Source organism: Haliea alexandrii (assembly GCF_003719295.1).
In the GTDB taxonomy this organism is placed as follows: Bacteria; Pseudomonadota; Gammaproteobacteria; order Pseudomonadales; family Halieaceae; genus Haliea; species Haliea alexandrii.
Genome location: NZ_RFLW01000001.1, coordinates 1,754,317 through 1,768,255 on the forward strand (window position 1 = coordinate 1,754,317; position 13,939 = coordinate 1,768,255).

At 60.9% G+C, this 13,939-nt stretch carries 15 protein-coding genes; 5 read left to right on the forward strand and 10 right to left on the reverse strand.

Features of this window, described 5'->3' with window-relative positions:
* Window positions 1-18: 18 nt before the first annotated feature.
* The 5 genes from ectA (at window position 19) to EGJ68_RS07940 (ending at window position 4,743) form a co-directional block, all read left to right on the forward strand.
* Complete coding sequence (gene ectA, locus EGJ68_RS07920) at window positions 19-534, forward strand: diaminobutyrate acetyltransferase (protein ID WP_269845657.1); 516 nt, start codon at window positions 19-21, stop codon at window positions 532-534.
* Window positions 535-599: 65 nt separating this feature from the next.
* The gene (gene ectB, locus EGJ68_RS07925; RefSeq protein WP_123033888.1) at window positions 600-1,934 is read left to right on the forward strand and encodes a diaminobutyrate--2-oxoglutarate transaminase; all 1,335 of its coding nucleotides are present in this window, start codon (window positions 600-602) and stop codon (window positions 1,932-1,934) included.
* Between the two features lie 64 nt (window positions 1,935-1,998).
* The gene (locus EGJ68_RS07930; protein ID WP_027948485.1) at window positions 1,999-2,403 is read left to right on the forward strand and encodes an ectoine synthase; all 405 of its coding nucleotides are present in this window, start codon (window positions 1,999-2,001) and stop codon (window positions 2,401-2,403) included.
* Between the two features lie 92 nt (window positions 2,404-2,495).
* On the forward strand, window positions 2,496-3,938 hold the full coding sequence (locus EGJ68_RS07935) for an aspartate kinase (RefSeq protein WP_123034120.1): 1,443 nt from the start codon (window positions 2,496-2,498) through the stop codon (window positions 3,936-3,938).
* Between the two features lie 121 nt (window positions 3,939-4,059).
* Window positions 4,060-4,743 carry an OmpW/AlkL family protein gene (locus tag EGJ68_RS07940; protein ID WP_123033889.1) on the forward strand — a complete coding sequence of 228 codons (684 nt, stop codon included), beginning with the start codon at window positions 4,060-4,062 and terminating at the stop codon, window positions 4,741-4,743.
* 94 nt (window positions 4,744-4,837) lie between these two features.
* On the opposite strand, the gene EGJ68_RS07945 is transcribed toward EGJ68_RS07940, so the two are convergent.
* The 10 genes from EGJ68_RS07945 to EGJ68_RS07990 form a co-directional block, all read right to left on the reverse strand.
* Window positions 4,838-5,542: a sulfite exporter TauE/SafE family protein gene (locus EGJ68_RS07945; protein ID WP_123033890.1), complete on the reverse strand. Its 705-nt coding sequence runs from the start codon at window positions 5,540-5,542 to the stop codon at window positions 4,838-4,840.
* Window positions 5,523-5,705 (reverse strand): cbb3-type cytochrome oxidase assembly protein CcoS, encoded by a 183-nt coding sequence (gene ccoS, locus EGJ68_RS07950; protein ID WP_123033891.1) that lies wholly within the window; start codon window positions 5,703-5,705, stop codon window positions 5,523-5,525. The genes EGJ68_RS07945 and ccoS overlap by 20 nt, the downstream gene beginning before the upstream one ends.
* A gap of 13 nt (window positions 5,706-5,718) precedes the next feature.
* The gene (locus tag EGJ68_RS07955) at window positions 5,719-8,130 is read right to left on the reverse strand and encodes a heavy metal translocating P-type ATPase (RefSeq protein ID WP_123033892.1); all 2,412 of its coding nucleotides are present in this window, start codon (window positions 8,128-8,130) and stop codon (window positions 5,719-5,721) included.
* A 7-nt stretch (window positions 8,131-8,137) separates the two neighbouring features.
* Window positions 8,138-8,650 carry a FixH family protein gene (locus EGJ68_RS07960; protein WP_123033893.1) on the reverse strand — a complete coding sequence of 171 codons (513 nt, stop codon included), beginning with the start codon at window positions 8,648-8,650 and terminating at the stop codon, window positions 8,138-8,140.
* Window positions 8,647-10,056, reverse strand: coding sequence for a cytochrome c oxidase accessory protein CcoG (gene ccoG, locus EGJ68_RS07965; protein WP_123033894.1), 1,410 nt, complete (start codon window positions 10,054-10,056; stop codon window positions 8,647-8,649). The genes EGJ68_RS07960 and ccoG overlap by 4 nt, the downstream gene beginning before the upstream one ends.
* A gap of 73 nt (window positions 10,057-10,129) precedes the next feature.
* Complete coding sequence (gene ccoP, locus EGJ68_RS07970; protein ID WP_123033895.1) at window positions 10,130-11,008, reverse strand: cytochrome-c oxidase, cbb3-type subunit III; 879 nt, start codon at window positions 11,006-11,008, stop codon at window positions 10,130-10,132.
* Window positions 11,001-11,180: a cbb3-type cytochrome oxidase subunit 3 gene (locus EGJ68_RS07975; protein WP_123033896.1), complete on the reverse strand. Its 180-nt coding sequence runs from the start codon at window positions 11,178-11,180 to the stop codon at window positions 11,001-11,003. Before EGJ68_RS07975 ends, ccoP begins: the two co-directional genes overlap by 8 nt.
* A 5-nt stretch (window positions 11,181-11,185) precedes the next feature.
* On the reverse strand, window positions 11,186-11,794 hold the full coding sequence (gene ccoO, locus EGJ68_RS07980; protein ID WP_123033897.1) for a cytochrome-c oxidase, cbb3-type subunit II: 609 nt from the start codon (window positions 11,792-11,794) through the stop codon (window positions 11,186-11,188).
* Complete coding sequence (ccoN, locus tag EGJ68_RS07985) at window positions 11,791-13,239, reverse strand: cytochrome-c oxidase, cbb3-type subunit I (protein WP_123033898.1); 1,449 nt, start codon at window positions 13,237-13,239, stop codon at window positions 11,791-11,793. The genes ccoO and ccoN overlap by 4 nt, the downstream gene beginning before the upstream one ends.
* Window positions 13,240-13,293: 54 nt before the next feature.
* On the reverse strand, window positions 13,294-13,896 hold the full coding sequence (locus tag EGJ68_RS07990; protein ID WP_123033899.1) for a Yip1 family protein: 603 nt from the start codon (window positions 13,894-13,896) through the stop codon (window positions 13,294-13,296).
* Between the last annotated feature and the right edge of the window lie 43 nt (window positions 13,897-13,939).

Sequence of the window (13,939 nt, forward strand, 5' to 3'; positions counted from 1 at the left end):
ATTCGAGGGCAAATGACAATGGCACAAGACCTGACACTGAGGCCGCCAACAGCGGTGGATGGCATGGCAGTGCACAGCTTGATCGCGGCCTGCCCGCCCCTGGACACTAATTCAGCTTACTGCAATCTCATTCAGTGCTCCCATTTTGCGAGCACGTCGGTGCTGGCAGAAGCAGAGGGCGAGGTGGCCGGGTTTATTTCCGGTCACCGCATACCCGAACGTCCGGACACGCTGTTTATCTGGCAGGTCGCGGTTGGTGAGAGTGGTCGCGGCCAGGGACTCGCCGGGCGCATGCTCGACGCAATCGTCGATCGGGCGGGGAATGAGTGGATACAGTACATGGAAACCACGATCACCGAAGACAACGCCGCATCCTGGGGCCTGTTTCAGGGGTTCGCCACGCGTCGTGGTGCGACTCTGGAACGCGAGGTTTGGTTTGATCGCGACGCCCATTTCAAGGGCAGCCACGACAGCGAGATTCGCGCGAGAATCGGGCCACTGTTCGCATCGGACCTGCGCGCTGTCGCCCGCTGATGTCGGCCTGTGCCCCCGAACAAATACCAACGGAATGAATGACAGCAACAACATTGAGGTTATGCATGAAGATTTTTGAAGAGATTGAATCCGAAGTACAAAGCTATGCTCGCTCCTTTCCGCGCGTGTTCAATCGTGCCCAGGGCGAGTACCTGTACGACGAAGACGGCAAGCAGTATCTGGACTTTCTGGCGGGTGCGGGCACACTGAATTACGGTCACAACAACCCCGCCTTCAAGACAGCACTGCTGGAATACATCGAAGCGGACGGCATCAGCCATGGCTTGGATCTGCACACCAAGGCCAAGGCCGAGTTCCTTGAAACCTTCAACGAGAAAATCCTGAAGCCGCGCGATCTGGAGTTTGTCGTCCAGTTTACGGGCCCCACCGGCACTAACGCCGTAGAGGCCGCGCTCAAGCTGGCGCGCAACATTGCCGGCCGGGAAAACGTCATTTCCTTTACCAACGGGTTCCACGGTGTAAGCCTGGGTTCTCTGGCTGCCACCGGTAATTCGCATCACCGCGGTGCTTCAGGTGTGAGCCTCGGTGGCAGCAGCCGCATGCCGTTCGATGGCTACCTGGGCGATGGCATCGACACCACCGCCTACCTCGACAAAGTCCTTTCGGACTCCAGCAGTGGTATCGACGCACCGGCTGCAGTCTTGGTGGAAACAGTGCAGGGCGAGGGTGGCATCAATGCGGCCAGCTTCGAGTGGTTGCGCAACCTCGAAGCGGTGTGTCGCAAGCACGATATGCTGCTGATCGTGGACGATATTCAGGCGGGTTGCGGTCGCACGGGCACGTTCTTCAGCTTCGAGGAGGCGGGTATCAAGCCGGATATCGTCACCCTGTCGAAATCGCTCAGTGGTTACGGCCTGCCTTTTGCGGTTGTGCTGATCAAGCCGGAGCTGGATCAATGGAAGCCGGGCGAGCACAACGGCACCTTCCGCGGCAACAATCTTGCGTTTGTCACCGCGAAGACGGCAATCGATACGTTCTGGTCTGACGACGCGTTCGCGAAAGACGTGCAGGCCAAGGGGCGCTATGTTTCGGAGCGGCTCGAAGCGATTGTGGCGCGCTATGGCGAGGGTAACTTCAGCACACACGGCCGGGGCATGTTCCAAGGCATCAACTGTGTCAACGGTGAAATCGCCGGGCGTATCACGCGCAAGGCCTTTGCCAAGGGTTTGATGATCGAGACCAGCGGTGCGGACGACCAGGTCGTGAAGTTCCTCTGTCCGCTCACGATCTCGCAAGAGAACCTCAAGCGTGGCATCGACATCGTCGAGCAGGCCATCGCCGAAGTGTGTGCCTCCGAAGGGGCCATTCCCGAAGTCGTCGACTTTTTCGAGGATGAATACAGCGTCTCCGACGACGACCGGTTCCGCAAGGCAAGCTGAGCGGCACGCGGCGGTCGCCGCAGCCTGGCGTTATTATTATTCACAGCGAACATAGGACATCCACATGATTGTACGAGATATGGATACCGCGGCACGTGAAGGCCGCATGATCAAGGATCCCGGTGGCAACTGGGACAGCACGCGCCTGTTGCTGAAAGACGACAATATGGGCTTTTCCTTTCACATCACCACGATTTACGCGGGCGCGGACTTCCGCATGCACTACCAGAATCATCTGGAGTCGGTGTACTGCATGTCGGGTGAAGGCGAGGTCGAAACACTGGCGGATGGCAAGGTCTATCCCATCGCTCCAGGCACGCTGTACATACTCGACAAGCACGATGAGCACAAGCTGCGTGCAACAACGGAAATGAAAATGGCCTGTGTGTTCAACCCGCCGTTGCATGGCACGGAGGTACACAACGCCGAGGGCGCTTATGAACTCCATGCCGAACGCGTGGGCGCCTGAGTATCGTGGGTGAGGTATCGAATATCACACAGGTAGCCGGGCCCGGCGGGCGCAGTGCGAAAGTGCGCTCCGGGCACAATACGGGGGAAGCAGTGAACAAGCATACCGTGGAGAAAATCGGCGGCACGTCAATGAGCAACTATGCCGCCGTTCGAGACAGCATCGTTTTCGGTCAGCGCAATGGCGAAACGCCCTACCAGCGCGTTTTTGTCGTTTCCGCCTATGGCGGCATGACCGACAAGCTGCTGGAGCACAAGAAAGATGGCAAGCCCGGCGTGTACGGCCTGTTCGCCAGCAGTTTTCAGGACCGCAGCTGGGAAGAGGCACTGGACGCGGTGCGCGACAGCATGTTTGCGGTTAACGCCGAGCTATTTACCGATGCCCAGGCATTGCTCGAAGCCAATGAGTTCATCGGCGAGCGTCTCGAGAACGCCCGCAAGTGCCTCGAGGACCTGCATAGCCTGTGTGGGCACGGTCACTTTTCGGTGGAAGACCATCTGGTGACAGTGCGCGAAATGCTATCCAGCGTGGGCGAGGTCCACAGTGCCTGGAACATGGCGACCTTGCTGTGCCGCGATGGGTTGAATGCGCGCTTTGTCGACCTCAGCGGTTGGCAGGGCTCGGGCAGTCAGCCTCTGGACGCGTGCGTGCAGCAGGCGTTTGCCGATATCGACCTGGAGCACGAGCTGCCGATTGTCACCGGGTATGCTCACTGTAGCGAAGGTCTCATCACCCAGTTTGATCGCGGTTATAGCGAGATGACTTTCAGCCGTATCGCCGTGCTTACCGGCGCCCGCGAGGCCATTATTCACAAAGAGTTCCACCTCAGCAGCGCGGACCCGCGTCTGGTGGGTGAGGACAACGCCGTGCCTATCGGGCGCACCAATTACGATGTGGCAGACCAGCTGGCCAACCTGGGCATGGAAGCCATTCACCCCAAAGCGGCCAAGGGCCTGCGCCAGAATGGCATCCCTCTGCGGGTGAAGAACACCTTCGAGCCGGAGCACACGGGTACCCTTATTACCGGCGACTACGTCAGCGACACGGCGTGCGTCGAGATCATCGCGGGTTGCCGGGGTGTGTATGCGTTGGAGCTGTTCGACCAGGACATGGCGGGCATCGTGGCCCACTACGACACTGAGATCCTGCGTTGCGTGCAGCGCTTCAAAGGCCATATCGTTGGCAAGGATATCAATGCCAATACGGTGACCCACTACCTCGACGTCAACCTGAAGACCGTCAAGCGCATAAAGAAGGCGTTGCAGGAGACGTTCCCGGAAGCGGAAATCCGTGAACAGAAGGTGGCGATCGTATCCGCCATCGGCAGTGACATGCAGGTGCCCGGCTTGCTCGCCCGGACTGTGGCGGCCCTGTCCAGTCACGATATCAGTGTGCTGGCCATTCACCAGTCGATGCGTCAGGTAGACATCCAGTTTATCGTTAACGACGATGACTACGAGCAGGCCATTCGCGGCTTGCACGCGACCCTGGTGGAACCCCATGACCACGGACGTGCGATCTGCCTGGCGTCCTGATTGTCCTCCTTGGCCGCGCGCATTGCGCGCGGCGTTGACCGACATCAATGCCCGAGTTCCAAAGCTGCCTTAATCTGTGCCCAGGGTGATGGACACCCTGGTCCACATTAAGGAGTTAATGATGAAAAAGGTAACTAAACTCGCCCTGGCGGCAATGGTCGCGGGCATGGCAGTTAACGCTGCTGCCTACGAGCAAGGTGATTGGATACTGCGTGCAGGCGCCGTGACCGTGGCGCCAGACGAGGACAGTGACAACATCGTGTTGCCCACGGCTCCGCCCACCGTACTCCCCGGGGTTTCTGTCGACAACGACACCCAGCTCAGCATCATTCCGGTTTACATGCTGACCGACAACTGGGCCGTGGAAGTGCTGGCGGCAACGCCGTTCGAGCACGACATCACGGTCAATGGCGTGGGTATTCCTGCCGGCTCAATCAAGCACTTGCCGCCTACGGTGAGTATGCAATGGTATCCGCGTGGCGGGCAGCAAGGCTGGCAGCCCTATGTGGGTGCCGGTGTGAACTACACCTTTATTTACGATGAGAAAGTCGACCCTGCACTTGCCGGTGCGTTGAATGGCCTGATCGGCGCAACGGAAGCGGACCTGTCGCTGGATGATTCTTTCGGTCTGGCTGCCCAGGCGGGCGTTGATATTCCGCTCTCCGAAAACTGGGCCGTCAACCTGGCAGTCTGGTACATCGATATCGACACCACGGCCAAGATCCGTACCGATGTGGGGACCGTGGCGTTCGATGTGGACATCGATCCCTGGGTTTACAACGTCGGCATCGCGTACCGTTTCTAAAGTAGTAGCGTCTTGGGGGTGCGCGCCAGCTCACCCCCGTGTTTTTTCCGGCCCCGGTTCTTACCGTTGTCGTGTGCCTGCAAATTTTCTCCGCTCAGTGATGTTGGCTGTGATCCATAGGTGTGTCATGTTGCATGGTGTGCGCGCTGTGTTGTGCATGGGCCGCCGTCAGGTAGACCGTCCAGCAACCGGACACCATCAGCAACAACCCCAATGTAACCTTCAGCCCCTTGCGGCGCAGGGCTGATTGCACGGCGCCCGCACCGAAGCTGGTGGCCAGCATGGCGGGCAGTGTGCCCAGGCCAAAGAACAGCATCATCAGTGCAGACTCGCCGGCGTCCTGGGCGGTGGCCGCCCAGGCCAGGCTGCTGTAAATTAATCCACAGGGCATGAGCCCCCAGCACAAGCCGAGGGCGATTGCCTGATACCAGTGGCGCAGGGGAAGCAGGGCGCTCGACCAGTGCTGCACTGGCCGCCAGAGAATGGCACCCCCGCGCTCCAGCCAGGTGAGTACGCGCCACCAATCCGCTATGTACAACCCCATGGCAATCAACAGTATGCCTGCCAGATAGCGCAGGGCCATGGTCCACGCCGCGATATCAATGCTGCCGGCAGCAAAGCCCAGTGCGGCGCCCAGCGCGGTATAACTCGCGATACGGCCACCGTGATAGGCCAGCGTCATGCCGGCACTCTTCACACCGCCCAGCTGCAATGCGGCAGCGATACCGCCACACATGCCCAGGCAGTGTCCGGCGCCTGCCAGGCCAAGCGCGAATGCGCTACCGAGTTCCGCGATCATCGGGTTCCTCCCGGTTGCTGTTGTGCTCTTCATCCATGAGGATACGCGATGCCTCCTTGTCCAGGTCCTCATACTGGCCGCTGTCGATAGCCCAGATCAGCAGGCGAATGACGATGACACAGAACACCAGAGCAATGGGTATCAGGAGATACAGGCTTTCCATCGGTGTTGCTACCTCAGCGCGGCACCCGATTCAGGCGCAGCGAGTTCATGACCACAATCAATGAGCTTAATGACATCCCCAGGGCCGCCGCCCAGGGTGGAATATAGCCGAGCGCGGCGAGGGGTATGCCAAGGCCATTGTAGCTCAGAGCCCAGACAAAATTCTGGCGGATAATGCCCACGCACTGGCGGGCCTTGGCGTGGCTGCGGATGACGGCGTTGAGGTTGTCGTCATCAACCACGAAGTCGGCCTGGGCCCGGGCGAGATCGGTGGCGCTGGCAACGGCGAAAGAGGCGTTTGCGAGGCCGAGCAAGGGGGCATCATTGAGCCCGTCACCGACGGCCATGACCACCTCGCCTGCGCCCTGCCAGGCGCGTACCTGTTGCATCTTGTCTTCAGGGGAGAGCCCGGTGCCGACGAATTCGAACCCCAGTTCACGGCCCAGCCGGGCCCCTGCGCTGGAGCTGTCGCCGGTGAGGAGCGCCAGTGACATGCCTGCTGCGCGGGCAGCGGCAACCACCTCGGCGGCCTCGGGTCGCAGCGGGTCGGAGAGCCCGAACCAAGCCAGCGGCTGATCGCTGCTGCAGAGCGCCACCCAATAGAGTTCATTGTCTGGTGCATTGGGCAATGTGGGGGCGAGCTCACGGCAGAAACGCTCGCTGCCCATGCGATAGCGCTGGCCGTTCCAGCTCGCCTCGATGCCGGCGCCGGTGACGTACTGGGGCTCGCTGATACCTGTGATCGCCGTGCCCGTAAAGGCGTGAGCGATAGGGTGATTGGAATGTTGCTGCAATGCCGTTGCCAGCTCGATCAGGAACGCGTCATCGATGTCCGCGCAGACGCTCGTGGTCTCCAGGCGCAGCTTGCCCTGGGTCAGCGTACCGGTTTTGTCGAAGACTACGCGCTGTGCGTGGGCGAGCGCTTCGATGGCGTTTTCGCCGTGCACAATGACGCCCTGCGCGCGCAACGCACTGGCTGCCGCTGTCAGCGCTGCGGGTGTGGCCAGCGCCAGGGCGCAGGGGCAACTGACCACCAGCACCGCCAAGCATATCCACAGTACCTGGTCGGGTGCAATCTGGCTCCACACCACACCGGTCAGGGCGGTGATGATGAGGATAGCGCCGACGAACCAGGCGGAGAGGCGGTCGGCCATGCGGGCGAGTGCCGGCTTGGCCCGTTGTGCCCGGTCCACACTGTTTTGTAGCGCCGCCAGACGGCTGTTTTCATAAAGCTGATCGACGCGCAGGTCAATGCTGCCTTCAAGATTTAGCGTGCCGGCGAACACGGCATCGCCCGGCGCCACGGTGCGCGGTACATGCTCGCCGTTGAAGGTGTCCTCACGGACGGCGCTGCTGCCGGTGGCAACCGTGCCGTCCACGGCGATGACTTCGCCTGCACGCACCCGCACTGTGTCGCCGGGCTGGACCTGGCGCCGGGATTGGCGGCGCCAGTGCCCGTCTGTCTGTTGTACGAGCACGGCAAGCGGTAGATGACTCTCGGCGTCGCGGCAAGCGATGGCATGACGGCGTCGCACCCGTTTTTCGAAAAAGCGCCCCAGAAGCAAAAAAAATGTGAACATCACCACGGAATCGAAATAGACCTCGCCGGAACCGGTCACCGTTGCCCAGACGCTGGCGATAAAGGCAAGCCCGATCGCCAGGGCAACGGGCAGGTCCATGACCAGAGCGCCTTGGCGCAGGTGTCGCCAGGCGGTCACGAAGAACGGCTTGGCGGAGTAGCCAACCACAAAGCTGGCAACCAGCAGGCTCACCGTGCGCAGGAGGGTCTGGTGCTCCGTGGCAATGCCCTGCAGGTCACCCGCATGCAGGGCGATGCCGAACATGCCTACCTGCATCATGCCGATGCCGGCAACCGCTACGCGGCGCAGGTCGGTGCGGTAATCCTGTTCCAGTTGTTCGCGTTGGGCGCTGGCCTGGAAGGGGCGCGCGCTGTAGCCGAGGGACTCCAGCAGGGCAAATACACGGCTTGGCTGCAATTGCTGCGGGTCGTAGCGCACACTCAGGCGCTGTTGTTGCAGGTTGACCTGGGCGTCCTGCACACCGGTCTCACGCAGCAGTGTTTGCTCAATAAGCCAAGTGCAGGCAGCACAGGTGACCCCGCCCAGCAACAGGCTGGCGTGCTCGCTTGCCGCGCTTTCGCGTCGGCAATATTGCGCGCGCAGGGTGGGGTCGTCATACAGGAGGTATTCGTCCGGTGTCGCCAGCGGCGCGTCGTTTGCTGGTTTTTCGCTGTAGGCGGTGCGCTGCCGGTAGAAGCTGCCCATGCCACTGTCGGCGATGAGGCTGGCAACTGCGCGGCATCCCGGGCAACACATGGGTTGGCTGATACCGTCAATGTCCACCGCAAAGTGGCTGCCCGGCGGTACCGGTTCGCCGCAGTGGAAGCAGGGTTGTACGCCCGTCATCACAGGCTCACGGCGTATCCTGTACGCCCTGTTGCAGGAGATCGGACTCGCCGACCACGCCGTCCAGCCGCCACGCGCCTTCCGCGCCATCGCGCAGGATCCAGTGCCAGCGTTCGGCAACCGGTGCGGGCAGGGCGCCGTTGTAGACGCCCGGACCAACCCGCTGCAGGTTAACCATGAAGTCCCGGTCCGATTCAATCGGGTGGGAAAGCACCAGCTCAAGCGACGTATCCGTAATCGCGCCGTCGGACACGTGCACCGTTACCTGCCCCGGCGTCAGCATCAGGCGCGCTGCAATGCCCAGCGCACGCGCCTTCTCCTGCCGGTCCAACTGCTGGTTGATCGCCAGGCCGACCTTGTAGTATTCATCCACTACCAGATCATCGGCATGATTGTAGGCGGTGTAGATCAGGTGCATGCTGATCACTACCACGCTGGCGGGCAGGGCAATCAGGAACCAGGGCCAGAACTGGCGATACCAGGGATGGATGTCGTCGTCGGCCAAGCGCGGTCTGTTCATAAGGGCCTCATGAAGCGTGATTCGGAGCTGATCTGCAGTGATTCGCGGTCCGTGGCCCGTGCCGTGAACTCGATTTCCGTGCTGGGAAGTGGCACCAGCTCCGGAGCGATGCGCACGCGCAGGCTGATGCTGCGCACTTCGCCACCGTCTAGCGTATGCAGGGTGTCCCCAATGATCTCCGCGCCGTCGATACCGCTGACGTCAATTTCGAATTCGTGCATGGACTGCTCCATATTGACCAGGCTCAGCGTGTAAATGTTTTCGATATCGCCGTCCATGGTGGTCACGTACAGTTCGTTGCGGTCACGAATGACCGTCATTTCCAACGGTACGCGGCTGATGACGCGGTAGCTGAACAGGCCGACCATTACCGACAACACGAGCACATAGCCGATCATGCGCGGACGTAGCCAGTGCGTCTTGCCGCCCTGCAGCTGGTGCTCGCTGGTGTAACTGATCAGCCCTCTGGGGTAGGACATCTTGTCCATCACGGAGTTGCAAGCGTCGATACACAGCGCACAGCCAATGCACTCGTATTGCAGGCCGTCACGAATATCGATGCCGGTCGGGCAGACCTGTACACACAGGCTGCAGTCGATGCAGTCACCCAGTCCCTCTGCTCTGTGGTCGGCATCGCGCTTGCGTGAGCCGCGCGGTTCACCGCGGACGGGATCGTAGGATACTATCAGGGTGTCCTGATCGAACATCACGGATTGGAAGCGCGCGTAAGGACACATGTATTTGCAGACCTGCTCGCGCATCCAGCCAGCGTTGATGTACGTGGCGCAGGTGAAGAAGATCGTCCATAGCACCCCCCACTGGCCCGCTGACAGCGTCAGCAAGTCCGGCAGCAGCTCACGGATGGGATAAAAGTAGCCAACGAATGTCATGCCTGTGAGGAATGCCACAAACAGCCAACCGCCGTGCTTGAGCACTTTGCGGCCCAGCTTCTCCATCGACCAGGGTGCCTTGTCGAGGCGCATGCGCTGGTTGCGGCTGCCCTCGAACCGCTGCTCGATCCACATGAAAATACTGGTCCAGACGGTTTGCGGGCAGGTGTAGCCGCACCACACGCGGCCAGCGAAAACAGTGACCGCGAACAGGCCGAAGGCCGCGATGATCAGCAGAAAGGCGAGGAGGGGGAAGTCCTGGGGCCAGAATACCAGGCCGAGAATATGAAACTTGCGTTCGGGCAGGTCAAACCACACGGCCTGACGGCCATCCCAGGACAGCCAGGGGAGGAGAAAGTAGCCAATCAGCAGCGGCCAGCCGGTATACAGGCGGATACGCTGGAAAAATCCCTCAATCTTGCGGGTGTAGATTTTCTCACGACGCTGGTAGAGGTCGATCTCGCTGACTTCTGCCGGCGCTACGTCCTGTACATCGATAAGGTGTTTGTCGCTCATGCTGGATTACCGAGGATAGCTGACGCTGGGCGTCGTGATGCCGGCCTTCCGGGCGGAAGGCCGGCGGGGCCGATCAATTGCTCAGGCTGTACACGTAAGCCGCGAGGATGTGAATCTTGTCCTCTGTGAGGCTGTCGCCGAAGGCAGGCATCACACCGTTCCGACCCGCGCGCAGGGAGTGTGCGATCTGCTCGCGAGTGCCACCGTAGAGCCATATGCCGTTGGTCAGGTTGGGCGCGCCGAAGACAGCGTTGCCTTTCGCCTCAGGTCCGTGGCAGGCCGCACAGTACATCTGGTAGTGCTTTTCACCAGCGGCAGCCAGCTCGGGATCGACGGTGCGGCCGTTCAGCGACACGACGTACTCGGTGGCTTCGGCAATGCCGTCATCACCCAGGACGCTGGTCCATGCTGGCATGGCGGCGCGGCGGCCCTGCACGAGCGCCGTCTTGATGGCGTCCGGGGACCCGCCCCACAGCCAGTCGTTGTCGGTCAGGTTGGGGAAGCCATAGCGGCCCTTGCCATCCGCACCATGACACTGGGCACAGTTGTTGCCGAACAGGCGCATGCCCATTTTTACCACGGCCGGGTCTTCGGCGATCTCTTCGACGGACATGGCCAGATAGCGGCTGCGCATCTCACTGTAGCGCTCGTCTGCCGCGGCGACTTCCTCGCGGTGCTGTTCCAGCTGGGTCCAGCCAATCAGCCCGGGGTAATTGCCCATGCCGGGGTAGACAATCAGGTAGCCGATAGCCCAGACGATGGTAATGACGAACATGTAGAACCACCAGGCGGGGAGCGGGTTGTCGTACTCCTCGATGCCATCGTGGGCGTGCCCCGTGGTCTGTTCCGTAGTGCCCTCGCCGCGCTTGCGGTTGGCAAGCAGGATCCAGGTAATGCCGACGATGGTGACGGTGGTCAGGATGATGATCCACCAGTGCCAGAAACTAGCCATTCCTTGCTTCCTCCTGCTTGCTACGTTGACTCAGTTCCTCATCTGCGAAGGGCAGGTTGGCGGCCTCGTCAAAAGATTTCTTGCGCTTGCTGCTCCAGGCCCAGATACACAGGCCGACAAAAGCGAATAGCAGCAGGGCAGTGCTAAGACCTCGAAGGTCGTTGATATCCATAGTCTCTAGCGCCTCGTTTGCAGCAGGGTGCCGAGCTGTTGCACATAGGCAATCAGCGCGTCGATCTCCAGCTTGCCCGCAACCGCGGCCTCCGCACCGGCGATATCTTCGTCAGTGTAGGGCACACCCACGGTCCGCAGTGCACTCATCTTGTTGCCGGTGGTTTCACCGCTGAGTTCACGTTCGAACAACCAGGGGTAGGCGGGCATGTTGGACTCCGGAACCACGTCGCGCGGGTTGTAGAAGTGCGCGCGGTGCCAGTCGTCGCTGTAGCGCTGGCCGACACGGGCCAGGTCCGGGCCGGTGCGCTTGGAACCCCAGAGGAACGGGTGGTCGTACACGAATTCACCGGCGACAGAATAGTGCCCGTAGCGCTCTGTTTCCGCACGCAGCGGGCGAATCATCTGCGAGTGGCAATTGTTGCAGCCTTCGCGAATGTAAATATCGCGCCCCTCGAGCTCCAGGGCCGGCAATGGCTTGAGGCCGGCGATGGGTTCATTGGTCTGCTTGATGAACATCAGTGGCACCAGCTCGACCAGGGTGCCGAAGCTGATGGCCACGATGATCAGGATCATCATCAGGCCGACGTTCTTCTCTACGACTTCGTGCTTCATGCGTGACTCCCCTGTGCGGCACCAGCGGGCAGGGGCTGTGCGGCGACATCCTTGCGCGTGGTCATGTAGACGTTGTAGGCCATGATCAGCATACCGCCGAAGAAGATGGCGCCACCCGCGAGGCGAACAAGGTACCCGGGGTAGCTGGCAGCGACCGACTCGACGAAGGTGTAGGTGAGCGTGCCATCATCGTTGTAGGCGCGCCACATCAGGCCCTGCAGAATGCCATTTACCCACATGGACGCGATGTAGAGCACCGTACCAATGGTCGACATCCAGAAGTGGGTGTTGATCAACGCCGTGCTGTACATGCGCTCCTTGCCGAACAGGATCGGAATCAGGTGGTAGATACAGCCGATGGAGATCATGGCAACCCAGCCCAGGGCACCGGAGTGTACGTGACCGATGGTCCAGTCCGTGTAGTGAGAGAGTGCGTTGACTGTCTTGATCGACATCATCGGACCTTCAAACGTGGACATGCCGTAGAAGGACAGGCTGACCACCATGAAGCGCAGGATGGGGTCGGTGCGCAGTTTGTGCCAGGCGCCCGACAGGGTCATCATGCCGTTGATCATGCCGCCCCAGGAAGGTGCGAGCAGGATGATGGACATGACCATGCCGAGGCTCTGTGCCCAGTCGGGCAGGGCGGTGTAGTGCAGGTGGTGCGGGCCTGCCCAGATGTACACGGCAACCAGGGCCCAGAAGTGCACGATGCTGAGGCGGTAGGAGTAGACGGGGCGTTCGGCCTGCTTGGGCACGAAGTAGTACATCATGCCCAAGAAACCCGCGGTGAGGAAAAACCCGACCGCGTTGTGGCCGTACCACCACTGCACCATGGCGTCCACGGTGCCGGAATAGGCCGAGTAGGACTTGGTCAGGCCCACCGGAATGGCTGCACTGTTGATGATGTGAAGCACGGCGACCGTGAGGATGAACCCGCCGAAGAACCAGTTGGCGACGTAGATGTGGCTCACCTTGCGCTTGACGATAGTGCCGAAGAACACGATGGCATAGCTCACCCAGACCACCGCAATCAGCACGTCGATGGGCCACTCGAGCTCGGCGTATTCCTTGGAGGAGGTCATGCCGAGGGGCAGGGTGACGGCCGCCAGCACGATCACCGCCTGCCAGCCCCAGAACGTGAAGGCCGCCAGCTTGTCTGAAATTAGCCGCACCTGCGTGGTGCGCTGCACCACATAGTACGAGGTCGCAAACAGCGCGCTGCCCCCGAATGCGAAAATTACCGCGTTGGTGTGCAGCGGGCGCAGGCGCCCGAAACTGGTCCAGGGCAGGTCGAAGTTGAGGATGGGGAAGGCGAGCTGGGCGGCGATGAGGACGCCAACCAGCATCCCCACAATACCCCACACGACCGTCATGATGGCAAACTGGCGAACGACCTTGTAGTTGTAGGTCGAGTGCTCCAGTGCAGCGTTGAGTTCACTCATGTCTTGTTTCCACTGTCAGTAATGTCAGGCAGATCGCCCGCTCGATAAATGCCTTTACACATCGGTAAATGCTGGCCCGGCGCCGAGATCCCAGAGGAACACCGTGGTGACCAGCAGGGACACCAGAATAACCAGGCCGACGCCGACCACGGCGGTGGAGAACAGGAAGCCCCGCTCCTCCGGAATATTCATCATGATCGGGATGCCCAGATACAGCAGGTACACCGACCAGCTCACTGCCACCACGCCGATCAGCAGGTCGACCCAGAGCAGCGGATAAAAGCCGGCAACACCGAACACGAACATCGGCGTGACCGTCAGGCCGGCGATGGCAATGCCTTTGGCGAAAGACGTCTCGGCCCCGTAGGTGCCTGCCATCCAGTGGATGAAGTAACCCACCGCGGTGACGCAGCCGACCATGGCGAAGTAGAACAGGATGCACAGCTGCAGGGCACTGTCGTAGGTCAACCGTATGGCCGGACCGTTGCCCACCGTCCAGCCGACGTCGGTGGTACCGAAGTACCAGGCTACCGCCGGAATCAGCGCGAGCACCCAAGGGTACAACACCAAAATGTTCAGGCTGCTCGATGGCAGGCTGGCAACGCTGCGCCACTGGGCGCCGGGTTTGGTCAATAGACCGATCGTGTGCTGGATCATGTGTTGTTGTTCTCCCCAAAGATTAACTGGTGCCGGGCACAGA

Coding starts and splice junctions, on each gene's coding strand:
- ccoG (WP_123033894.1), bottom strand. CDS start 10,056: ATGAGCGACAAACACCTTATCGATGTACAGGACGTAGCGCCGGCAGAA.
- ccoS (WP_123033891.1), bottom strand. CDS start 5,705: ATGGAAAGCCTGTATCTCCTGATACCCATTGCTCTGGTGTTCTGTGTC.
- EGJ68_RS07975 (WP_123033896.1), bottom strand. CDS start 11,180: ATGGATATCAACGACCTTCGAGGTCTTAGCACTGCCCTGCTGCTATTC.
- ccoO (WP_123033897.1), bottom strand. CDS start 11,794: ATGAAGCACGAAGTCGTAGAGAAGAACGTCGGCCTGATGATGATCCTG.
- ccoN (WP_123033898.1), bottom strand. CDS start 13,239: ATGAGTGAACTCAACGCTGCACTGGAGCACTCGACCTACAACTACAAG.
- ccoP (WP_123033895.1), bottom strand. CDS start 11,008: ATGGCTAGTTTCTGGCACTGGTGGATCATCATCCTGACCACCGTCACC.
- EGJ68_RS07930 (WP_027948485.1), top strand. CDS start 1,999: ATGATTGTACGAGATATGGATACCGCGGCACGTGAAGGCCGCATGATC.
- EGJ68_RS07955 (WP_123033892.1), bottom strand. CDS start 8,130: ATGACGGGCGTACAACCCTGCTTCCACTGCGGCGAACCGGTACCGCCG.
- EGJ68_RS07990 (WP_123033899.1), bottom strand. CDS start 13,896: ATGATCCAGCACACGATCGGTCTATTGACCAAACCCGGCGCCCAGTGG.
- EGJ68_RS07960 (WP_123033893.1), bottom strand. CDS start 8,650: ATGAACAGACCGCGCTTGGCCGACGACGACATCCATCCCTGGTATCGC.
- EGJ68_RS07945 (WP_123033890.1), bottom strand. CDS start 5,542: ATGATCGCGGAACTCGGTAGCGCATTCGCGCTTGGCCTGGCAGGCGCC.
- ectB (WP_123033888.1), top strand. CDS start 600: ATGAAGATTTTTGAAGAGATTGAATCCGAAGTACAAAGCTATGCTCGC.
- EGJ68_RS07940 (WP_123033889.1), top strand. CDS start 4,060: ATGAAAAAGGTAACTAAACTCGCCCTGGCGGCAATGGTCGCGGGCATG.
- ectA (WP_269845657.1), top strand. CDS start 19: ATGGCACAAGACCTGACACTGAGGCCGCCAACAGCGGTGGATGGCATG.